The organism is Streptomyces pinistramenti (assembly GCF_020564935.1).
Taxonomy (GTDB): Bacteria; Actinomycetota; Actinomycetes; order Streptomycetales; family Streptomycetaceae; genus Streptomyces; species Streptomyces pinistramenti.
In genome coordinates, this window is the sequence record NZ_JAJCXB010000012.1 from 134,378 (window position 1) to 157,524 (window position 23,147).

The window sequence follows — 23,147 nt, forward strand, 5'->3', positions numbered from 1 at the left end:
CACAGACGCATGTCATGCTTGAGTCGTGTTCGGGACGTCGTGCGGGAATGTGTGAAGCCCTGCGGTTCTGGACGTCCTCCTGCCCATGCCGCCCTCCACGGGGGTCACCATGCAGAATCCACCGGGCGTCGCCGGAGACGACTGGCTGATCAGGGCGAGTCCCCGGATGGCTCGGCCCGACGCCGCGGCCTGCCCCACGCACCGCCGCATCGCGATGCGGCCCCAGCTCGTGGCCGAACCGGCCGTGCCGTTCCTGCCCACGCCGTACGAGGAGTTCGGGTTCGGCCCGCTCTTCACGGCGCTCGACCTCGTGGAGCACCACGGCTGGTCCGTCGAGCGGGTGTGCACAGAACTGCGCGGCACCCGCGGCTCGTTCCGGGGCAGGGGCGCACCGGTCCACCCCGTCCACCTCGCGTGGGTCGCGCACGCACTTGAGCGGTACGTCGCGGCCCGTGCCCGAGAGCAAGCTGCCGCCGAGGAGTCGGGGATGCCGCCTACCCTGGCGGTCAAACACCCGTGGACGTGGCGAACACGCCGCACGGATGCACCCGACCCGCGCGGCGCCCGGCAGTACGAGCACACCCTGTGGGGCCGCATGTACGCTTCCGTCGACGGGACGGTGCGCGACCTGTGGTATCCCTCGCTGGGTCGGGCCAAGACCAGTCGCCCCGAGGCCGAACTCGGTGCCGTGGCACAGGTAATGGCACACGGGGCCCCCACGCTGCGGCGCAGGGCGCGGGACGAGCCCCCGGTCGAGGCGACCGACACCACCCGCCCGCCTGCCCTGGTGCGCGTCTTCGACGTGGGGTGCGCCGATGGTTCGGTCGAACCGTTGCTCGGCGTGACACCACGGTTCGGCGAAGGGCCTGTTGAGGCAAGGAAGCGGTTCGAGGGCGACGCCGTGCCGGCGTTCCTCGCCGCTGCGGCCGCGACGGGCACCCGGCCCGGCGAGAGCTGCGTCGGCTGCAAGGCCATCGCCGGCTGTACGGACCTGATGCGCGCCCCGAGTCTGTGGGGAGGACGGCGCCCGTCCGCCGCCCGCAAGCGCCGTTCCGTCTCCGCCTGGGATCTGCGCCTGTACGCCGAATGTCCCGCCCAGTACCACCTAGTGCGGCGCCTGCATCTCAACGATCTGTCCACCGAGAACGAGGGAGCACGGCGCGGCAGGGCTGTCGACTCCTGGTTGGACGCGCGACACGGCGAACGGCTGGTGCGCGGCTGCCGGGACCGCGCGGCCCCCGATTCGGCCGCGCTACGGTCCGGGACCGGTCTGGACGACGTGTACGCACGTGAGGCCGCCGGAATGCTGGCCGAGCACCGGCTGCTGTGCCCACTCAACGGACTCGACGCCGACGAGCGCGTACTCGTACAGCACCGGGTGACGGCCTACGTGCCCGAACTCGATGTCGTTGTCCTCGCCGTACCCGATCTGGTGTACACCCATCGCGGCCGGTGGATCTGGCGCGAGACCAAAACGTCTGCCCGTCCGATGTGGGAGCGGGAGCCGCTGTTGCGCACATACCCGCAACTGGCCCTCGGGGTCCTGCTGTTCCACGCGGGAGCGCTGGGTGACGACCCACGCCGCTCCTGGGTCGAACTGGAGCATCTGCGCGAGGGCCACGGAGAGAGCAGGCTCGAACGCGTCGACCCTGGCCGCGTGGAGATCGTCGACGAAGCCCGGGACGTCATCGCCGACCTCGCCCAGCCGCTCCTGGACGACACCACGTACGAACCGAGGACCGGGCGCCATTGCCACGGCTGTCAGGCACGGACCTGGTGCCGGCCCGGCACCGCCTACGTCACCGACCATCCGCTGCCGCATGGCCCCGGCGCGCCCTCACATGCCGACGAGCCGAAGCCGAGCGCTCCGCTGCCATCGCAAGGAGGTCTTCCGGTCCATGACTGACCAACAGCTCAAACCGGACTGGCTGTTCAACCCGGGCGTCGTCCTGTTGCGGGACGTGGCCACCGCCGTCCTGCATCTCGCTGCCGTCGGCGACCTCGACGCCTTCACCCTGCCCTACCCGCCCGGTGCGCAGCGTGCCCTGGACGCCCTGGTTCTGCAGTGTCTGCGCAACAGGGCCACCCCCCCGGCAGGCGTACCGGAGATGATCCGCTGGGCCCGCGCCCGGCCCCTCAGCAGCTGGCCCCTCGACCAGCTGCCCCCCGACCTGTTCGACGCCGCGGACCGGCTGATCGACGAGGTCTCGGGAGAACCCGCACAGCTCTGCCACGAACTCGCCGTACGTGGATATGGCGACAGCACCGGGCGGCAGTACGACCGCCTGGTCATCCACGAGGCACTGCGGGCCTGCCGCGCGATGTCGTCGCCCGAGTCGTACACGGCCTTCCGCCGCCTCCTGGTCACCCAGCCTGTACTCACGGAGGGCGACTGGGCAGAGATCAGCTGCGACCTCTTCCTCGACCCGGTCCGGTTCCTCGTCGAGGAGATCTACGCCCCCGTCCCCGCCGGGTTCCGGCGGGACGGCTCGTGTCTGTGCTGCCATCGCTGTCTGATCCTGCTGCACCCGGTGTCCGACACCGAGTGGTGGTGCGAGCGGGATCAATGCCGGCACCGGGGGCCCGCGCCGCACGGCCGGGAACTCGTGGCGGCCGAGGTCGGAGAGCTGCGCCAGCTGCGCAAACCGCTGCGGTTGTTCGTCACCGGTCCCGGACAGGCGGAGACCGCCCTGGAGCACGAGCTGCGGGCGCTGGGGCTCACCGTCGAGATGTGGCCCAACTTCGACTCGTACGACGTGCGCGTCACGTTCCCCGATGGCCATGTGTGGGCCGTGGACGTCAAGGACTGGGCGCATCCGGCCTTCCTTGGGCGCAGCGCGACCGCGGTGCGCGCCGAACCTCCCTACGACGAAGCCTGCTGGGTCGTTCCGGAGTTCAGGGTTCGCGCACGCCGCGACTACCTCGACAGCTATGCCAGGGAGCGGGGCGCCCAGGCAGGTGGACTGCGGCTACTCACGGACAGACAGCTGGTGCGGGCCGCACGGCTGCGGTTGTCCGGTGACTGGGGGCCGGACGCCTCTATCGGTCCGCTCAACACCGGAGCGGACGAACCGTCGGGGCCCGGCCGACGAAGCACCGGGAACCGCCCCGCGGACAACACGACACGGGCTGAGGACGCCGGGCAGGACGGAGCGGACGATGCGTGACCGCAGCAGCTGGTACCAACCGGTCGTAGCCGCGCTCGGACCCTGGCCCGAAGAGCACGCCAGGACCCGGCCCGCCCTGCTCTGCCAGGTCGAACTCGCCCTGCGGCTGATGGAGACCGTGGCACCCGGCCACGCCGCCGACGGAGCGTGGACGCTCCTGGGCGGCTACGGCCTAGCCTTCGCGCGCGCCGCGAAGCTGTCTGTCGGCGCCGCGGAACAGGTCGCGCTGGCCGCGGCCCGGCACCTGCTCTGGCCGATGCGCCGCGGCCGGATGTGGCGGCAGTCTCTGGACGCTTACCTGGAACTGCCGGAGCGGCTGCGCGCGTACCGTGTCCCGGCAGCGGGGGAAGAGGCGTACCGGGTTCCCCTCATGGTCGCCGCCGACCGTTTCTCCGTGTACGACGAAGCGCTCGCGAATCTGCCGGGCTTCTCCGTCAAACCGATGGAGCAGGCGGAGGCGGGTGAGCATCGCTTCATGGACCGCCGCCATCGGCGCACCTCTGTCACCATCCCGGCCGACCTCGTACGAGACCCTCTCCCGGGCCACCCCCTCACCGCCGAACGTCCGGCCACCGCTGGACCTCTGAACGTATCGCTCGACGAACTCGCCGACGTGGCGCGGTGGATGGACGAGGAGGAACGGAGCCGCGGCCGAAAGGCGGGCAACTGGGCCCAGCGCCTCGACGACCTCGACCTCGACACCCGCACCCCGGACGGGACCGCGTTCGCGCCGGCATCCGCGCTGCCGCTCGACCGGCTCACCCACCTCGTCGGCATGGTCGGCGCCGGCAAGTCGACCCTGATGACCCTGATCGCCGTATGGGCGCACCACAACGGCCTGCGCACCACACTCGTCGTCGGTGACGTGGCCGAACAGCTCACCCTGACCGAACTCTTCCGCGGCCTCGGCCTGAGTGCAGCCCTGATCCAGGGCGGCACCACGCGACCTCAGCACACCCAGCGGCTGCACCGCAGGCTCGCCGCGCGCGGAGCGCACTCGCTCCTCGCCCACACCGACGCGGCCTTCAGGCACCTCAGCACCGCCTGCCCGCTGGACGCGCTGCGCGCACTCGACACATCAGAGCCGCTGCGTTACAGCGACGCACCGTGCGGCGGCCTGTACCCCGTGCGCCGGGATTGCACCACCGGCACCGCCGACGCTGCCGAGGAGTTGGCAGCCGAACACGCCCTGCGCGAACTCGAACGCGCCCGTGGCGCCGCCGGGAGGCAGACCCCCAGGGACGACAGCGACGAAGAGGAGGAGTGGGGCACTCCGCATGCCTGCCCGTTGTGGAGCGCCTGCCCTCGGCACTCTGCCGCGCGCGACCTCGTGGACGGGTTGATCTGGGTGGCGAACCCCGCCAGCCTTGTCCAGACGGCCGTTCCGCGCCAGCTCAATGCCGAACGTCTGCGCTACTCGGAGCTGGCCTCCCTGCGCAGCGACATTGTGATCATCGACGAGGCCGACCGCGTACAGATGCAGCTGGACCAGATGTTCGCGCCGTCGGCCACTCTTGTCACCACCGGTGTCCCCGAATCCTGGCTCGACCAGTTGCAGACCCATGAGATCGCCGAACTCGCCCGGCAGGGGCGACTGCAGCTCTCCGACCAGGACGTGGAACGGTGGTCCGCCGCCTTGGACATCGTCGGCTCCGCGGCGGACCGGCTGTACGCAATGCTCATCGACGACGAAGGGCTGCGGACCTGGGCGCAGATCGACTACTTCAGCGCATGGACCCTTCAGGAGAAGCTGCTGAACGCCTGGTATCCGCTGACGCCCGGCCGGTCCGTCCGGCGGCCGGACGGCACGGAGGCGGGGGACATCGAGGACGAGAATGCGCTGTATGAGGACGAGGACGAGATGGACGCCGAGGGCGACGGCGGGGAGGAGCAGGGAGAGCGCAGGCCCTCTGGGGCGGAGGTGCCTTGGGCGCACCGCCGCAGCGAGATCACCGGGTTCTTCGATATGTTCCGGGACGATCCGCTTGGCGGGCGGGGTCCTTATCTGACGCCCGCCGACGAGCTCACCGCCCTCGCCCACGACGTTCTGCACACCCTCGACGAGAAGCAGACACGCACCCGGGTCCGCGCGCTCCTCGACTCTCTCCTCGTCGGAGCACCGGGGCCGCAGCAGCGCCCGCCATCCGCTGCCCGACATGGCAAGGAGCCTGCGCCTGAGGAGGTACCCCTCACAGAGGAGTGGCGCGAACTGAACGCTCGGAGACTGGAGTTCACCCTTGTACTCGCCGCTCTGCACCAGCGTCTGGACCGGGTGACGTTCCTGTGGCCCCAGGTGGAGGCGGCGCTGCGGCTCGACGCGGCGAGCCACGAACTGACCCGCCGGCCACCCCTTGACTACGCACCGCTCCTGCCCGAGGCTCCTATGGGCAACGTCCTCGGCTTCCAGTACCTGATCGACGAACGGGCGGCCGCCCGCGATAAGGACGGCCGCCGCACCGGAACCCTGCGCTTCTTCCGCTGTGCGGGTGTGGGTCGCGAGCTGCTCCTGGGCCTCCCCCAGCTCGGCGCCGATCCCGGCCGGGAGGAAGCAGGACCTCACGTTCTGCTGATGTCGGGCACCAGCTGGGCCGGCACGTCCACCCGTGCGCATGTGCTCGCTCCCGTCCGGGCGGTCCTGAAACCGCGGAGCAAGGCGCTGCAGTCCATCCGGGACACGGTTTTCCGCACCGAGTTCCTCTATGACGCGGCCGGACAGCCGATCCGCCTCTCCGGGCAGGACCCCGACAAGCGCGAGGACGTCCTGCGCCTGATGATCGACCGTCTGGCCCGTCCTCGCAGGGACGGAACCACTTCTCCGCTGCAGAGCGAACTCGCCCAGATCCGCGACCAGCGCCGCAGGCGCGCGCTGCTTCTGGTGGGCAGCTATGCGGAGGCCAAGGTGGCCGCCACGGCCTTGGACGAGATCCCGCGCTGGCGCGGCCGGGTACGCGTCCTGACCGCCGACGACGCGGAACTGGAAGCCGCGGTCGACGGCGCGGCGCTGTCGGGGAGCCGGACACGTAGCACAGAGGCAGTACGGCGTGGAGACCTCGCCTCCTTCGCCGAGGACCCGGACGCCGAACTGCTCGTCGCCCCTCTGCTGGCCGTCGAGCGAGGGCACAACATTCTCACCACCCCCCAGCGCCCCGGCGAGGAGAGGGTGGCGGCGTTCGGGACGGTGTTCTTCCTGGTCCGTCCTCACCCACGCCCCGATGACCTGTCCCTGGCGGTGTTCGCCATCAACGACTGGTCGAGCCGGTTCGTGCGCGGCCAACTGACTAGCCCGGACGGAACCTTCGCTGATCTGGTGGCGGAGGCCGACGGTCTTCATGCGGCAGGCGGCGCTTTTCGGACCGTCGCCCGTCGTGTCTGGCGGCACGTGTTGTCCCGTCCCTACATCTACTCCTCGCTCTCCCACGACGAGAAGGAGTCCTTCGTCTGGGACCAGCTTGTCACCATCTGGCAGGTCATCGGCCGCCTCGTTCGCGGTGGTGTGCCAGCCCGCGTCGTGTTCGTCGACGCGGCCTTCGCGCCGCGACTGGCGGGGGCGCAGGCACCCGCCGGCGACAGGAGCAGGCGGTCTCGCACCAGCGACCCGGGACTGCTGGTACGCCTTCGGGACGTACTCGCCCCGTACTTCACTGCCACCGGCATCGAGAATGCGGCCGATGGGCCCGACCCTGCCGACATCGAACTCGTCAAGCTGCTCTACCGGCCGCTGTACGAGGCGCTGTGCGACCTGGGTGCTCCGCCCGAGCCGCGCAGCACCGACTGACACACCGAGACCCCGCCGCTTCCAAGGCTGTCGAAGACACGGCGCGAGACCGACCACGTACGACATCGCAGGGAGAACGGACATGTACCAGCACATCCGCCGATCCGCGTACCACCTTGCCGAGGGCAGCGAGTCCTGGACCGAGGACTTCCGTGCGCTCGCCTTTCCCGAATACTGGCGCGCGGAACTCCTCGATCTGCATAACCACGGACGCGACGAGGAGAAACGGCAGCTGACCCTGCCCACTCGCCGACTCGACGGAGTACTGCAGACCCTCGCCCCCGACGTGATTGTCCGCCCCCGCCCTCGTATCCCCGTCGAGCCGGGGCCGGAACAGGACCATCGGATCGCCGAGGATTTCTGGATGTACGTCCCCGCCTCGGCGACTGATCCCCTCCCGGACCGCTCCATGCGGCAGCTCCTGGACGCCTGGCTGCGCACCCTCGGCCCCAAGGGTGCGGGGCAGGATCCCGGGTTTCGCTCGCTGCTGCTCGCGAGCAGCGCCGACCTCAAGCGGAACCTCCCCGAGTGGCAGCCGGTCACCGGCGTCGAACTGCTCACCAGGCCCGTCAGCGCCGGCGGTACCGCCGCCCTCTACCCCCGGCAGTTTCAGCTCGCCACCGACGCGTTGGCCCGCCGCATCCTGTCCCTCGACCCCTACCGCTTCGACGGTGGCGAGCTGCGATTTCGCGCGGTGCCTCGCGGGCCTCGCGACCAGGGTGCCGAACTCATGTCGCAGTCCCTGTGCCGAATGGTCAAGCGCAAGGAGTGGTGGTTCTCTGTCGTACTCAACATCTCCCTGCACACCACGCCGTTCGACACCAGGCCGTGTCTCCATCTGCACTGGGGTGTACGCCGCTGGGCGACGCACCCGCGGGCCGCCACCAAACGCCTCAACCTGTCCTACCGGGAGGCCACCACGGTCTACTTGCGGCCCACCATCCCCTGGCTGCCCGGAGCACCGGCCACCGAACGCTACGCACTCGCCCGACTGCGCCGGGACCGGGCAGCCGACACCTTCGCCTGGTCGGAGAACGACACCGCCGGCATCCTGCGCGGACTCAGCCTCTCCGGCAACTTCCCGGACCCCGAACAACTCCTCACCGAACCGGGCTCCTGGATCGGTGAAGGCCGCGGAGTCCGCGCGGCCGTGGTGCACAGTACCCGAATGGGGAAGCACGAGATCGGCACCGGCTTCATGCCCAACCAGCGCGCCCAGCTGACCGAGTGGGCCGAACAGGCTCTTCCGGAAGCGGTGGTGCGGGTACCCGATCTGACCCGGGGACGCGGCAAGGGCATCGGCGCACCGGACAACCGGCGGCCCAAACCGAGGACCGACGAGGCCAAGAAGACCGAGCTGCTGCGCGAAACCCAGGCGCGCAGGGCGAACCTCGCGGCGCAGGCGCGGATCGCAGGCCGGCGCTCGCGGCACAGCGGTCCCCCGCTGGTGGAGGTCCGGTTGCTGTGGCAGTCATCAGAGGTACGGAAGGAAGCAGTGGCCCAGTTCGCGCATGCCCTGGGCCTGGACGGTGATGGCGGCGCCTCCGCCGCCGTGATCACGGACCGGGACTTCGACGAAGCCAGGCCCGGAGCACCGGTCGTCCTCGAATGGCGGACGGAGGAACTCACCCTACGACTGCGGTGTCTGCCCCTGGCCGACGGACTCGGAGACCGGCTGCTGCCCGACCCGGCCGTCAAAGCCAACGGCACGGCCATCGCGACGGCTATCGATGAGCGTCGCCGCGCCCTGCGCTCATGGCTGAGCGCGGACGGCGTGGACCCCGACCACCCTGAACTCGCCCTGGTGGAGATCGCCCACCGCAGTACCTTCCGCCCGTCGACGACCGACCCCAAGTTCGCCGTCCGCCTGGGGTGCGCCGACGCAGGGGTACTGACCCAGTTCGTCGTGACCCCGTCCACCGACCGGCAGATCGACAACGCGGACAGCATCGAGCATCGCACCCACAGCTCCTGGCTTGACGGACTGCGTCAGCTCGGCGTCCGCGTACTGCCGCAGCACACGCTCGGCAACGACCTGCCCGATGGACTTCAGTACGCCGCTGTCTGGATGGTGAAGCGCCGCAAGGACGGCCCGACCCGGCTGCCCAAGCACCTGCCCGTGGCCGTCCTGGCCACCCCGCTGCCGGACGCGGCGGGCCTGGCGGCCGTGCGCGGCTGGGACGATGCCGCGGGGGAGTGGGTGCCGTATCCGCGCTTTCTCCTCGGCCTAGTGAAGCAGGCCGAGATCGATCCCGAGGCATGCGCGGAGCCCGACCCGCAGGACGGCGGCCCGCAATCAAGTACCTCCCGTCTGACCGGCAAGCAGTGGCGTACCAACCTCGCCCAGCAGCGCAAGGAGACCGCGGCATTCCTCCAGCGCGTACTGCACTCGCTGCGCGGTCAGCCCACCGCGCTGATCACCCACGCACAGAACAGCAGGCTGCACTGGCCATGGCTGCAGGATGGCCGGATTGAGCGGGATCTGATCCAGACGGGCCACGCCCCCGCGGGCAGGCTCGACGACGAACTCCGCCTTGTGCGCGTCCGCGGGTGTGGCGGACGGGAGACCGCGCAGTGGTGGGGCCTGGCGGAACCCGGTAAGCCGCACGGACAGCCGGCCGGCTTCTGGGCCCAGACCGTCCCGTCGCAGGGCGAGGCTCCTGCAGGTGACCGGATCTTCTACAGCACCACGGAACGCCCCGGTACCCACGCGGTGTCGCCCGCCCTCGACCGCCTGGCCACCCGGGTCAACGCGGCGGGCAACCTCACCTCACAGGCGGGCACCAGCGCCTGGAACCCGACCTTGCTCGAGATCGCAGTGCTCGGTTGTCACGTGGGCGACGACCCGGGCGCCCTCGCCCTGGGCAAGCCGGATGAGGCCGAGGCTCTGGCCCTCGCCGTACACCAACTGCGCCAGGCGCCGGACTATGCCGCGGCGCTGTCCCTGCCGCTCCCGCTTCACCTGGCGGGACTGGCCCAGGCGTATGTCCTCCCGATGTTCGTGGAGAGTGATGTGAGTCCAGGAGGGGCGACGGCGGAGTCCACTGTGGAGCGGGAGCAGCGGAGCACGACGGAGGACGATCCGGACCCGGACCTCATGGACGCGGCCGGGCTGACCACGGAACCCGAGAAGGAAGACGACGATGGGTGAAGCTCTTCTGCGGCGACGTGCTGAGCTGTGGGACAACGCGGTTCTGCGTGTGGGTCTCCATGGTGATGCAGCGCCAATGCTGGTGTTTCCAAGTGTCCACGCTGCCAGGCGCCCTCATCCTGATAGGTTCGCGCGGGAAGGCCCTCCGCCTCAGTGATCGATGCGCAGTCGCTCAGACAGCCGGCTTCCTCTCAGCTGGCGATCACCACGCCCTCGTCGAGCGCTTGCGTTTCGCGTTCTCCCTGCCGGCCCCGCGGACCGTCCAAGCTCTGACCATGGCTCCCCGCTCCGTTTAGCCCTCCAGCCCTACCCACATCGGGCGGCTCGCGTCGGGGATGAATCTACGTGTGTGCGGTGGCGTGAGGACAGGCGTCGAGCAGGTCGATCTAGCAATCAAGAACAGGACAGGTGCCGCTTTGGCGCCTGCCCCGTTCTTGGCTGATTGCCCATCAGTATGGCTCTGACCAGGGGCGACTCTCTGACTAATGGCGGTTGGACGTAAGTTGCTGCCCCAACCGGGGGGACGTATGTGGGACGCAGCGCCTCAATCGATGGTGCATATATGTACAAAATAGCCTCTCGGGCAATGAAAAAGCCCTCCGCGAGTGATCTTGCGAAGGGCTTAAGGCTCCCTCTGACCTGCTTAAACGTGCGCCCCCGGCAGGACTCGAACCTGCGGCCAAGTACTTAGAGAAGCTAACAGAAAGAGCTGGGGAGGCCATGTCTGGTACCTGGGTGGGTCGTTGGGCCGGGTATGGGGAAGGGCAATGGTCCGCCGTGGGTGGTGTCGGACGATCTTTGGGCGCGTATTGAGCCGCTGTTGCCGGTCAGGCGGCGCCGGTCGTGCAACCCGGGGCGGTTGCCTCTGGACGACCGCGGCTGTCTGCAGGGCATCCTGTTCGTGTTGCATACCGGGATCCAATGGCAATGGCTGCCGCAGGAACTCGGGTTCGGCTCCGGCATGACGTGCTGGCGTCGGCTTCGGGACTGGCATGAGGCCGGTGTCTGGGACCGGCTTCACCAGGTGCTGCTGACCGAGCTGCACCGTGCGGGGAAGCTGGATTGGTCCCGGGCGGTGATCGACGGCTCGCACCGGCAGGCCCGTCGGGGCGGCCCAAAACCGGGCCGAGCCCGGTCGACCGTGCCCGGCCCGGCTCGAAGCACCACATCGTCACCGACGCCGACGGCACCCCACCAGCCATCACTCTGACCGGCGGGAACCGCCACGACGTCACCCAATTGCTGCCCCTGCTCGACGCGATTCCCCGAATCCGAGGAGCCACCGGCCGACCGCGCCACCGCCCCCGGCAGCTGTTCGCTGACCGCGGCTACGACTACGACAAGTACCGCCGCCTGCTGCGGAAACGCGGCATCAAGCCGGTCATCGCCCGCCGGGGAGTGCCCCACGGATCCGGCCTGGGCGCCGTCCGGTGGGTCGTCGAACGCACGAACGCCTGGATCCACGGCTTCAGACGACTACGGATCCGCTGGGACATCCGAGACGACATCCACGAGGCATTCCTCAAACTCGCCTGCTGCGTCATCACCTACAGACGAGCCCAAGCATTGTGTTAGCTCCTCTTAGAAGGCACCTGGTGGGGGTGAGGGCCGTAAGGTCTTGAGCTGCACAGATACAGGGGCCTGGTTGTCTGGTAGGGAAACTTTCTCCTTTTTCGGGAGACCGTCACCGCGGTGGCCATGAACGGTTTCTTGGTCGAATGTTGTGCTGCCCGGAAGGGGTGCGTGGTGCCGGGCGCGGCTATATACCTCGCTGCCAAAGGTCACAGCGAACCTCGCAGTGAGGTCTTCGCAAGATCCTCTTGACCGTTTTCTCCGCTCCTCCTGGCGCGTAGTGGCGCAACGGCTGTTCCAAGGGAACCTGGCTTCGCAGGGAACTCGCAGGAGACCCATCAGGGGTGGCGCAGCAGGATGCTCGCCAGAGTGGCGAGTCCACGTAGAACCTCTGGGACTGCATCAGGAGTGGCGTGGCCAATTGCCGCGAGCGCGATGACAGTGAAGCTGACTACGGCGCAGAGGAGGGCGGCCAGGAGGAAGGCTGATGCGCGAAAGGTGGATTCCGGGGGTGTGGAAGGATCTTGTGGCGGTCGAGACGGCATATGCAGCTTGCCGCCCTCCCCTGCGTGGAGGCGGGATGGGTCGTCCGCCGGTCCGTTCAAACCGTTCAAAAAATTCTTTCGAATTCGGCGAACACGCCAGCGCTTTGAAAATCTGTATTTCATTTTTAATCTGATCCCTCTGCCGTGGGGGCGGCAACTCGAGATAGTGCTGTCGCTTTCATGACGGTAGTCCGGCCGCGGCAGCGGTGTAGGGAGAGACACGCGCGGATAATGGTGGAGGTGCATGTATCACGCTACTACGTTCAGGTTCCCGTGGTTGCGGGAGGCGAAATTAAGCGAGGTGGGTATCCCCGCAGATGCGGGGAGCGTGGCACGCGGCGACCTTCAGGGGGACATCCGGATGTATGCCGGAATGATGAACCCAGTTTTTCCCACCGAGTCATTATCCGCACCTGTCGGCTTTGAGTGGTGCGAATAGTTTTTTACCGGGTGAAGTTTCCCGCGACTGCGGGGAGCGGATATTACGCTGAATCATACGCGAGCCTGCCCTCGTCCTCCCGTTCGGATGTCACGTGAACGGGGCGAGTGCCCGACCTCATCTCCTTGTCGGCCGCAGTTTCCAGCGCTCGCAGGTAAAATTCCTTCGCGTTGTGTTGCATTTTGATCATGGAAGATAGATATTGATCAATCGTGCCGTATTGTCTGAGCCCACATTCAGGTTCCTGTTGAATAACCGCCGTGCATAGCGAAGAGAACCCGCCCGCAAACCTCGGCGACCGCTTGACCGGCGCGGCTCGCACGGTGTGGGCCAAGCACGACCGGGTCACGGAGAAGTGGCTGCCGCTGTGGCGGCACATGGCGGACAGTGCTGCTGTCGCCGGGCTGCTGTGGGATCACTGGCTTCCGCGCAACGTGAAGGAAGTGGTCGCGGAGCCGCTTCCCGAGGGGGAAGCCGATGGTCGGCGGTTGTGCGTGTGGCTGGCGGGCACGCATGACATCGGGAAGGCCACGCCTGCCTTCTCATGCCAAGTGGACGATCTGGCCGACGTGATGAGCGCCGCCGGCCTCGGCATGCGTACGCGCAAGCAGTTCGGCGACCACCGCGGGATGGCACCGCACGGGCTGGCTGGTCAGGTGCTGCTGCAGGAGTGGCTGGAGGAACGGCGTGGCTGGACCCGCAGGGCTTCCGCGCAGTTCGCCGTGATGGCCGGCGGTCACCACGGCGTACCACCGGACCACGTGCAGATCCACAACCTCGATGCGCATCCCGAACTGTTGCGGACGCCGGGGCCGGCGGAGGCCGTCTGGCAGCGTGTGCAGAACGAGCTGCTGGATGCGTCTGCCGACGTCTTCGGGGTGAACGACCGGCTTGCTCACTGGCGAGGGGTGAAACTTCCCCAGCCGGTCCAAGTGCTGCTGACCGCGATTGTCATCGTGTGCGACTGGATCGCCAGTAACCCGGATCTTTTCCCGTACTTCCCCGAGGAGCATCCCCGGAGCGAAAGTGAGCGGGTGGCCGCGGCGTGGCTGGGGCTTCGACTGCCCGCACCGTGGTCACCGGCCGAACCGCTCGAGCAGGCAGCTGAGTTGTTCGCCGCGCGCTTCGAGCTGCCGCCCGGTGCCGTGGTGCGGCCGGTGCAGGAGCAGGCCCTCGCGATGGCTCGGGGTATGGAACAGCCCGGGATGCTGATCATTGAGGCGCCCATGGGGGAGGGGAAGACCGAGGCGGCTCTCGCGGTGGCGGAGGTGTTCGCGGCTCGCTCGGGCGCGGGCGGGTGCTACCTGGCCCTGCCGACGATGGCGACCAGCAACGCGATGTTCCCGCGGCTCCTGGACTGGCTCGACCGGCTCCCGCCCCTCACATCGGCGACTGCAGAGGAGCCCTCGCCGGAGCAGTGTTCGGTCCTGCTGGCGCACGCGAAGGCAGCGCTCCAGGAGGACTACGCCGCCCTGATGCGTGACAGTCACCGCACCATCGCCGCTGTGGACGCGTATGGCGAGGGCGAACGTCCTGCGTGCGGCGCGAAGGCAGCCTCGGCCGACCTCGTCGCGCACCAGTGGCTGCGGGGACGGAAGAAGGGCCTGCTCGCCTCGTTCGCCGTCGGGACGATCGACCAGTTGCTGATGACCGGTCTCAAGAGCAGGCACCTGGCTCTGCGACACCTGGCGATGGCCGGCAAGGTCGTCGTCATCGACGAAGTACATGCCTATGACGCCTACATGAACACCTACCTCGACCGGGTGCTGTCATGGCTGGGGTCGTATCGCGTTCCCGTCGTGGTGCTGTCGGCGACGCTTCCGGCAGGCCGACGGCGGGAGTTGGCGGAGGCGTACACCGGGACGAGCGCCGATGCACTCGCCGACGCCACTGATTACCCGCTTCTGACTGCCGTCGCCCCCGGCACGGAGCCGGTGAAGGCATCGCCCGCCGCCTCCGGGCGCCGGACCGACGTGGTGTTGGAGCGCCTGGCGGATGACGAGACCGTACTGGCGGACCGTCTGGCAGTGGAACTGGTCGACGGCGGTTGCGCGTTGGTCGTCCGTAACACCGTCGACCGGGTGACGGACACGGCCGCCGCACTCAGGGCGAGGTTCGGTGCCGAGCACGTCACCGTCGCGCACGCACGCTTCATCGATGTCGACCGAGCACGCAAGGACGCCTCGCTGCTGACCCGGTTCGGACCACCGGACCGCGACAGCAAGTCACCGCACCGTCCACGGGGAACACACATCGTGGTCGCGAGCCAGGTGGCCGAGCAGTCGCTGGACGTGGACTTCGATCTGCTGGTGACCGACCTGTGTCCCGTAGACCTGCTGCTCCAACGGATGGGACGGCTGCACCGCCACCCGCGCGGTGAGCAGCAGAGTGAACGTCCTCCGCGCCTGCGGCAGCCGCGCTGTTTGGTGACCGGCGTCGACTGGCGAACGGATCCTGCCCCCACGCCTGTCAAAGGCTCGTGCACGGTCTATGGCGTGTATCCGCTGCTCCGGTCGCTCGCCGTACTCACCCCGCACCTCGGAGCGCCCGGGAAACCGGGCCGGCCTGTGCGACTGCCGGAGGACATCAGCCCTCTCGTCCAGCGGGCGTACGGGGACGACGAACCCTGCCCGCCGCACTGGGAGCAGACCGTCGATCCCGCGCGGGCCCAACACCGCGAAGCCCGTGCCAAGCAGCAGCAGAAGGCGGAGGTCTTCCGGCTGGACGAGGTACGCAAGGCCGGGCGACCGCTCATCGGCTGGATCGGCGCAGGCGTCGGTGACGCGGATGACAGCAGTGCCGGACGAGCGCAGGTCCGGGACAGCCGGGAGAGTCTGGAAGTCCTGGTCGTCATGCGCCGGGCCGACGGCACCCTGTGCACCCTGCCCTGGCTGGACAAGGGGCGCGGCGGTCTCGAACTGCCCACCGATGCCGTACCGTCCGCGCGCGCCGCGCGGGCCGCCGCTGCGAGCGGCCTGCGGCTGCCCTACCACTTCTCCTTCCCCGACAAGTCGGACCAGGCCCTCGCCGAACTGGAAGAGCTCTACGTCCCTGCTTGGCAGGAGAAGGAGAGCCACTGGCTCGCCGGGGAGCTGATCCTCGCGCTCGACGAGGACTGTCAGACCCGGCTGGCGGGGTGGAATCTGGCGTATGACCCCGACGAGGGCCTGCTGGTGACACGCGAGGAACCGAGCAAGGGAGAGGAGGCGACGCCGACCCCCGGGGTGCCGTCCTTCAATCTGGCCCATCGCCCCTGGCTGCCCGTCCAGCTCATCGACGGTTCGGAGCGCGAGCTGTCCCTGTCGGAGGTGTTCGACCAGGCGCGCGACATTCGCCGACTCGTCGGAGATCTGCCGACCCAGGACTTCGCCCTGATGCGACTGCTGTTGGCGATCCTCCATGACGCTCTCGACGGGTCCGGGAAAGGCGCGGCGCCGGCCGACAGCGACGCGTGGGAGGAGCTGTGGGTGTCCGATAGGCCGTACGCCGGGCACGTGGCGGACTACCTGCACCGGCATCGCGATCGCTTCGACCTGTTGCACCCCGAGCGTCCGTTCTTCCAGGTCGCCGGGTTGCGTACGGCCAAGGACGAGATCTTCTCTCTCAACCGCATCGTGGCCGACGTGCCCAACGGGGAACCGTTCTTCAGCATGCGTATGCCGGGGGTCGACCGGCTCGGCTGGGCGGAGGCCTCCCGATGGCTGGTGCACGCCCAGGCGTTCGACCCGTCGGGCATCAAGTCCGGCGCGGTGGACGACCCCCGGGTGAAGGCCGGTAAGGGCTATCCCCAGGGCGTGGCGTGGGCAGGCAATCTCGGTGGCGTCCTCATGGAGGGGGACAACCTCCACGAGACGCTGCTGCTCAACCTGATGGCCGCGGACTCCACAGGGCTGCACGCGGACCAGGCCGACCGCCCGGCGTGGCGGGCCGAGCCGTGCGGGCCTGCTGAGGCCCGGGACCTAGCGCAACGTCCTTACGGATTGCGGGACCTGTACACCTGGCAGTCCCGTCGTATCCGCCTGTACCACGACGCCGACGGTGTGCACGGTGCGGTGCTCGCGTACGGTGACCGCCTCGAACCGCACAACAAACTGCCGTACGAGCCGATGACGGGCTGGCGCCGCAGTCCGGCACAGGAGAAGAAGCGTGGCGAAGCGCTCGTCTACCTGCCGCAGGAGCACGACCCGTCGCGCATGGCCTGGCGCGGGATGGAGGGCCTTCTCACCGGCCGGGAGGCAGGGACGGAGCAAGGCCAGGACGGCGCTCAGCACCTGCGGCCCGGGATCGTGGAGTGGATCGCCCGGCTGACCACCGAAGGATTTCTCCCACGCGGCCACCTGATCCGCACCCGCATCATCGGCGCGCGGTACGGCACCCAGCAATCGGTGATCGACGAGGTGGTGGACGACGGAGTCCTGATGCCTGTGGTGCTGCTTCACCGCGATGACCGGCGGTACGGGCAGAAGGCCGTGGATGCCCTGAAGGACGCGGAGAAGGCCGTCGGCATGCTCGCCGACCTCGCCATCGACCTTGCTCGGGCATCCGGGTCCGATCCTGAACCGCGCAGGGACGCCGCCCGCGACCAGGGATTCGGCACACTCGACACCCATTACCGCCGATGGCTGCGGGACTTGGGCACCGCTCCCGACCCAGGGGAGCACCGCGACCGCTGGAAGCGGGAGGTGCACCGCATCGTCGGCGGCCTGGGTACCGGGCTGCTGGACGACGCTGGACTGGCCGCCTGGGAAGGACGCATCGTGGAGACCCGTAACGGACCGCGATGGCTGAACGACGCCGCAGCCGAGCTTCGCTTCCGCACCCGTCTCCACAGGCACCTGGCCACTGATGACGACGGCCCGCCGGACCCACCGACTGCCCAAACCGCCCCCGTGGAGTCGCCGGTATGACCACCAGCCTTCCCGCCCCTGCCACGTCCGGTACGCGGCAGCCGTCCCTCGGCCCGGTCGGCGCCGCCGTCCACCAGCGCATCACGCGGCTGCAGCGCGGCTACCTGGACGACCGCAGCGATGCCGTGGGCACATTGGCCCGGCTGCGACGCGGCATCGGCCGACCTGCCGGTGAGACCGCCGACCTGTGGGGTCTCATCGGCACCGAACCTCTATACGAGCAGTACGAGCGCCGTGAGTTGACCGAGGACGCCATGCGGTGGGCCGAGGAGGCGGCGCACGCCGCCGTCACCCTGTGGTCGCTCCACCAGCAGTCGCACCACACCGCTCGTATGCACCGCAGGCCCGGACCGGAACTCGGCGCTGCCGTGCGCCGGTTGGCCCCCGGTGCCGAGATCGACGAGCCGACGCGCAAGCGCTTCGTCCGGGCGGGTACGGCCGCCACTCCCGTGGTCCTCGCCGGGCGGCTGCGCGAGATCGTTCTCCTGCTGCGCCGCGAGGCCGTTCCGCTCGACTACGGGCTGCTGGCCGACCAGCTCCACACCTGGCAGAGCCCCGGCGGGCCCCAGTCAGTGCGCCGCTCCTGGGGCCGTTCCTACCTCGCCGTTCCCCGGTCCGCCTCCGGCAACGGCTCAGCGACAGCGGGGCCGAACGCGCCGGGCGGCAGCGACGGCCTGCAGGAACCTGACACGACCACACCGGAGGATGACACCCCGTGAGCCGCACCATCATCGACGTGCACGTGCTGCAGACCGTGCCGCCGAGCAACCTCAACCGCGACGACACCGGTACCCCGAAGACCGCGGTCTACGGCGGCGTCCGCCGCGCCCGCGTCTCCAGCCAGGCGTGGAAGAGGGCGACCCGACGAGCGTTCCAAGACCTTCTCGACCCGGACGAACTAGGCGTTCGCACCCGTCGGGTGGCCGAGCTGCTGGCCGAGCGGATCACTGCTGTGGAAGCTTCGTTGGACGGCGCCGCGGCCATGACACTGGCCGCCGAAACGCTCTACGCCGCGACGGGCTCGAAGATCGAGGTGCCGCGCAGGAAGGCGGAGAGCGCGAAGAAGAAGGGCGAGCCGGAGCCGCCGCCGGAGTCCTCGTATCTGATGTTCCTCAGTGCGCGTCAGATCGACGGCCTGGCTCACCTCGCTGTCGAGGGTGCCGCCGACATCAAGGCGTACCTGAAGGCCAAGGAGAACAAGAACAAGGCCCGCGGGATCGCCGACACCCGGCACTCGGTGGACATCGCGCTGTTCGGACGGATGGTCGCCGACTCCGCCGACATCAACGTCGACGCCGCGGCCCAGGTCGCGCACGCCATCAGCGTCCACCAGGTCGAGAACGAGTCCGACTACTTCACCGCGGTGGACGACCAGAACGAGAAGGAGGAGGAGTCCGGTGCCGGCATGATCGGCACGGTCGACTTCAACTCGGCGACGCTCTACCGCTACGCCGCTCTCGACGTGGACCGGCTGCGCGACAACCTTGGTGTCGGTCGGCGTCCTGAGCAGCCGCTGGACGAGCCGGTACGCAGGGCGGTGCGGGCCTTCCTGCACGGCTTCGTGGCCTCCATGCCCACCGGCAAGATCAATACCTTCGGCAACCACACGCTTCCCGAGGCCGTGATCGTCACCCTCCGCTCGGCGAGGCCCATCAGTTTCGTCTCCGCCTTCGAGGAGCCCGTTCTCGCTCCCCTGGACTCCGGCGGCCATCTGCGCGGCGCGTGCACCCAACTGCTCGCGCACGTCTCCGACATCGAGAAGGCGTACGAGGTCACCGACGATCCGAGCTGGGTACTCAGGGCGGGGACGGCCACCGAGCCGCTGGCGGCGCTCGGCACGACGGTCACCATCGGCGGTCTGCTCGACGAAGTGAGCGACGCGGTCGGCGAACGGCTGGTGGCGCAAGCGCCCGAGGGCCAGGACCGCCCCGCATGAGCGAACGCACCAGCGTCCTGACGCTGCGCCTAGCGGGCCCGCTCCAGTCGTGGGGCGCGTCGTCACGCTTCGTGCGGCGTACGACGGAGCGCGCGCCCACCAAGAGTGGAGTGCTCGGGCTGCTCGCCGCGGCCCAGGGCCGTGACCGCGGCGCGGATCTCTCCGACCTTGCCGCGCTCACGTTCGCCGTCCGGCTCGACCAGCCGGGTACCCGGGTGCGCGACTACCAGACCGCGCGCCACGGCGATACCGGCAAGTCCATGCCGGTCTCCGAACGCTTCTATCTCTCTGACGCGGTCTTCGTCGCCGCCGTCGAAGGTGACGAAGCCTTGATCGACGCCCTCTACGCGGCGGTCCGGGCTCCGACGTTCCTGCCATTCCTCGGCCGCCGCTCCTGCCCGCCGTCCCGCCCGATCGACCTGGGTGTCCATCGCGGCGGCCTGTGGCGGGCGTTAAGGGCCGAGCCCTGGCAGGCAGCCGCCTGGTTCCAGCGCCGCCGTGTCCGCGAGCGACGCATCGAACTCGAAGTGATCGCCGACCTAGTCGCCGGTGGCGGCCCCGGTGACGCGATACGGGACCAGCCGCTCAGCTTCGACCCGCGTCACCGCCGGTACGGACTGCGCGGCATCCACTCGAGTGCCATCACCGTCGCCAATCCGCTGAGCGCGTCCCGCCGGACTTTCGTACCGCCGAAACACGATCCGATGGGGCTATTGGAAGACCACCCATGTTCCTGACCCGATTCCGTCTCAACACCGCGCGCATGGGCGCCCGTCGGCTGCTCACCTCGCCGCAGAGCCTGCACGCGGCAGTCATGGCGTCCTTCGTAGAGAAGCCCGACCATCAGGGCGACGGCCCCCGGGTGCTGTGGCGCCTGGACCAGCAGTCCCGCAGCGAAGTGCTGCTCTACGTCGTCAGCCCCGGCCGGCCCGACCTCACCCACCTTGTGGAGCAGGCGGGTTGGCCGACGACGGGCGGTTGGCAGACGAAGCCGTACGCGCCTTTCCTCGCCCGCCTTGCCGCCGACGACACCTGGGCCTTCCGGCTCACCGCGAACCCCGTGCACAGCATCCGGCGGCACGACGCCGAGCCGACCAAGCGCACCCCGCACGTCACCCCGCGCCACCAGCTGGACTGGCTGCTCAAACGGCAGACGGACGCCGGCTTCGCGATCGTGGAAAGGTCGGAGCGCCGGCCTGACGGCCTCGACGGTGCCTGGCACGAGGTCGTCGTCCACAACCGTAGTGACCTCGCCTTCCGCAAGAGGAACGAGTCCGACGCCCGCGCGCACAAGGTGACGCTGACCTGTGTCACCTTCGACGGACGCCTCCGCGTCCTCGATCCCGATGCGCTCCGCCGCACCCTCACCTTTGGTCTCGGCAAGGCCAAGGCGTACGGCTGCGGGCTCATGACCCTGGCTCCCGCGGAGTAGCCGGTGACCACGATCAGCAGGCGTCCTGCCTCCAGTCCGCGACAGCTCACCCGCGTTGGTGACCGCCTGTCCTTCGTCTACCTCGAACGCTGTGTGGTGCACCGCGACGCCAACGCCATCACCGCCGAGGACGCAGAGGGAGTCCGCCACATCCCCTCGGCGACGATCGGCACGCTGCTCCTCGGCCCCGGCACGCGGATCACCCACCAGGCCATGGCGGTTCTCGGTGAGAGCGGCGCCGTGGTGGTATGGGTCGGCGAGAACGGCGTACGTTTCTACGCCGGCGGCCGGGCACTGAGCCGCTCCTCCGCTCTCGTGGAGGCCCAGGCCATGGCCTGGGCCAACCAGCGGGCCCGGCTCAACGTCGCCAGGGCCATGTACCGCCTCCGCTTCCCCGACGAGGACCCGGCCGGGTGCACCCGTCGCCAGCTCCTCGGTCGTGAGGGCGACCGGGTCAAGCGTTGTTACGCCGAGCAGGCCGCCCGCACCGGTGTCCCCTGGCGCGGCCGTCGGTTCACCCCCGGCGACTTCAGCTCCGGAGATGCCCCGAACCAGGCCATCACCGCCGCTGCGCAGTGCATGTACGGCATCGCCCAGACCGTGGTCGCGGCGCTGGGCTGTAGTCCTGGGCTCGGTTTCGTCCACTCGGGCCACGAACTGTCCTTCGTCCTCGATGTGGCCGACTTCTACAAGACGGACATCGGCATTCCCGTGGCCTTCGAGGTTGCCGCCGAAGGTCCGGAAGACATCGGCCCCCGCACTCGGCGAGCGCTGCGTGACCGCATCAACACCGTCGGGCTGCTCGACCGGTGCGTGCGCGACATCAAGGGACTGCTCGCGCCCGCGGGTGCCGACCTGCCGGACGACGGCGACCACGTCACCCTCCTGTCCGACCGGGGTGCCGAGGTGGCCGCCGGCCGCAACTACGGCGACCACGGAGATAGTCAGGGCGGCACCTTGGCTCAGGACATCGGGGCGCAGGACGCTCTCGCGCGGGATGGCGTCATCTGGTGACAGTCATCGTCCTCACTCACTGCCCGGTCGGCCTGCGCGGCTTCCTCACCCGCTGGCTCTTGGAAATCTCTCCTGGTGTCTTCCTGGGCAGTCCCTCCGCCCGCATTCGCGACGCCCTGTGGGACGAGGTCCGCCAATACGCCGGTAACGGCCGCGCATTGCTCGCCTATTCCACCAACTCCGAACAGGGCTATGCCTTCCGTACCCACGACCACAAATGGCATCCCGTCGACCATGAGGGCCTCACCCTCATCTTCCGCCCTTCCGACCGCCCTGCTTCCTCATCACCTTCTTTAGGCTGGAGCAAGGCGTCCAAGCGCCGCCGCTTCGGCAACCGGGCGCCGTAGCTTCTTGGCCAACGGGCCGACCTTCCGGTCGTGCTTGCCCGGGTGCCCGTACCGACAGCGGCCGTGCGGTGGTGTCCGCTGCGCGCCGCGACTCTGGCGAGTTCGGGTTTCGGCTCTTGGCGGCTTGTACGCCGAGAGCATCCGTTCCTAATGCCGAACGGTGGGAGCCGCCCGTACCTTCCTGACCATCGGCGTACCACGAACTGCCTTGCGCACGTGCGGGTTCAGTCGCGACCCGAAGCAGGGTAAGCCGCGCTCCTGGCAGGGCATCTTTGGGGGCGGAGTCCATGGCAGCCTCACCCGGGAAACCTCGGTGTGAACGCGTAGCCTGTGTCGTGGAGGCATCTGACCGAACGCATTCCCGTTTGCCCCGTATGTTCTTTTCTCTCATCCTTGCTGAAACAAGCGTCGCCCCTTGATAAAAGTGCAGCTCACGAAGACCGCTCCCCGTGCCTGCGGGGATGAGCCCGCCCCCAAGACCGCGAGGGGCCAGTTCAACGCCCGCTCCCCGTGCCTGCGGGGATGAGCCCGACGGCCTCGACCTGGTCCTCGACCTCGGCCGCCGCTCCCCGTGCCTGCGGGGATGAGCCCCAGCAGGTCCAGGTACGCGATTGGCACCGCGACCGCTCCCCGTGCCTGCGGGGATGAGCCCGCGATGATCGCGGCGACGGTGCCGGCAGACAGCCGCTCCCCGTGCCTGCGGGGATGAGCCCGAGCCCCGGCATGCTTCTCACGCCCTACGTGGCCGCTCCCCGTGCCTGCGGGGATGAGCCCTCGCCGGCGGCCTTGCATTCCTGCACGATGATCCGCTCCCCGTGCCTGCGGGGATGAGCCCGCGGTGCAGGACTCCAGCAGCGGCAAC

Annotated in this window: 12 protein-coding genes and 1 CRISPR repeat array; all 12 genes read left to right on the top strand. The window is 69.0% G+C overall.

The window, feature by feature from the left end:
• Nucleotides 1-109: 109 nt before the first annotated feature.
• The 12 genes from LIU39_RS11760 to cas2e all read left to right on the top strand — a co-directional run bounded on the left by LIU39_RS11760 (nt 110) and on the right by cas2e (nt 22,285).
• Nucleotides 110-1,906 carry a PD-(D/E)XK nuclease family protein gene (locus tag LIU39_RS11760; protein WP_227046592.1) on the top strand — a complete coding sequence of 599 codons (1,797 nt, stop codon included), beginning with the start codon at nt 110-112 and terminating at the stop codon, nt 1,904-1,906.
• Nucleotides 1,899-3,167 (top strand): pPIWI_RE_Y domain-containing protein, encoded by a 1,269-nt coding sequence (locus LIU39_RS11765; RefSeq protein WP_227046593.1) that lies wholly within the window; start codon nt 1,899-1,901, stop codon nt 3,165-3,167. Before LIU39_RS11760 ends, LIU39_RS11765 begins: the two co-directional genes overlap by 8 nt.
• Complete coding sequence (locus tag LIU39_RS11770; protein WP_227046594.1) at nt 3,160-6,942, top strand: pPIWI_RE_Z domain-containing protein; 3,783 nt, start codon at nt 3,160-3,162, stop codon at nt 6,940-6,942. Before LIU39_RS11765 ends, LIU39_RS11770 begins: the two co-directional genes overlap by 8 nt.
• Nucleotides 6,943-7,024: 82 nt before the next feature.
• The gene (locus LIU39_RS11775) at nt 7,025-10,093 is read left to right on the top strand and encodes a pPIWI_RE module domain-containing protein (protein ID WP_227046595.1); all 3,069 of its coding nucleotides are present in this window, start codon (nt 7,025-7,027) and stop codon (nt 10,091-10,093) included.
• 754 nt (nt 10,094-10,847) lie between these two features.
• Nucleotides 10,848-11,668 (top strand): IS5 family transposase gene (locus LIU39_RS11780; protein ID WP_227043696.1). Its coding sequence is split into 2 segments (ribosomal slippage): nt 10,848-11,208 and nt 11,208-11,668, totalling 822 coding nucleotides; the frame shifts between segments, so codons are not numbered across the junction.
• A gap of 1,241 nt (nt 11,669-12,909) precedes the next feature.
• On the top strand, nt 12,910-17,556 hold the full coding sequence (casA, locus tag LIU39_RS11785; protein WP_227046596.1) for a type I-E CRISPR-associated protein Cse1/CasA: 4,647 nt from the start codon (nt 12,910-12,912) through the stop codon (nt 17,554-17,556).
• The gene (gene casB, locus LIU39_RS11790) at nt 17,553-18,275 is read left to right on the top strand and encodes a type I-E CRISPR-associated protein Cse2/CasB (RefSeq protein WP_227046597.1); all 723 of its coding nucleotides are present in this window, start codon (nt 17,553-17,555) and stop codon (nt 18,273-18,275) included. The genes casA and casB overlap by 4 nt, the downstream gene beginning before the upstream one ends.
• Complete coding sequence (gene cas7e, locus LIU39_RS11795; RefSeq protein WP_227046598.1) at nt 18,272-19,492, top strand: type I-E CRISPR-associated protein Cas7/Cse4/CasC; 1,221 nt, start codon at nt 18,272-18,274, stop codon at nt 19,490-19,492. Before casB ends, cas7e begins: the two co-directional genes overlap by 4 nt.
• On the top strand, nt 19,489-20,229 hold the full coding sequence (gene cas5e, locus LIU39_RS11800; RefSeq protein WP_227046599.1) for a type I-E CRISPR-associated protein Cas5/CasD: 741 nt from the start codon (nt 19,489-19,491) through the stop codon (nt 20,227-20,229). The genes cas7e and cas5e overlap by 4 nt, the downstream gene beginning before the upstream one ends.
• Nucleotides 20,220-20,924, top strand: coding sequence for a type I-E CRISPR-associated protein Cas6/Cse3/CasE (cas6e, locus tag LIU39_RS11805; protein WP_227046600.1), 705 nt, complete (start codon nt 20,220-20,222; stop codon nt 20,922-20,924). The genes cas5e and cas6e overlap by 10 nt, the downstream gene beginning before the upstream one ends.
• Nucleotides 20,925-20,927: 3 nt before the next feature.
• Complete coding sequence (cas1e, locus tag LIU39_RS11810; protein ID WP_227046601.1) at nt 20,928-21,938, top strand: type I-E CRISPR-associated endonuclease Cas1e; 1,011 nt, start codon at nt 20,928-20,930, stop codon at nt 21,936-21,938.
• Entirely contained in the window at nt 21,935-22,285 is a 351-nt protein-coding gene (gene cas2e / locus LIU39_RS11815) for a type I-E CRISPR-associated endoribonuclease Cas2e (RefSeq protein ID WP_227046602.1), read from the top strand. The genes cas1e and cas2e overlap by 4 nt, the downstream gene beginning before the upstream one ends.
• Before the next feature lie 440 nt (nt 22,286-22,725).
• A CRISPR array of direct repeats spans nt 22,726-23,120; the repeat unit is 29 nt; unit sequence CCGCTCCCCGTGCCTGCGGGGATGAGCCC.
• Nucleotides 23,121-23,147 lie beyond the last annotated feature (27 nt).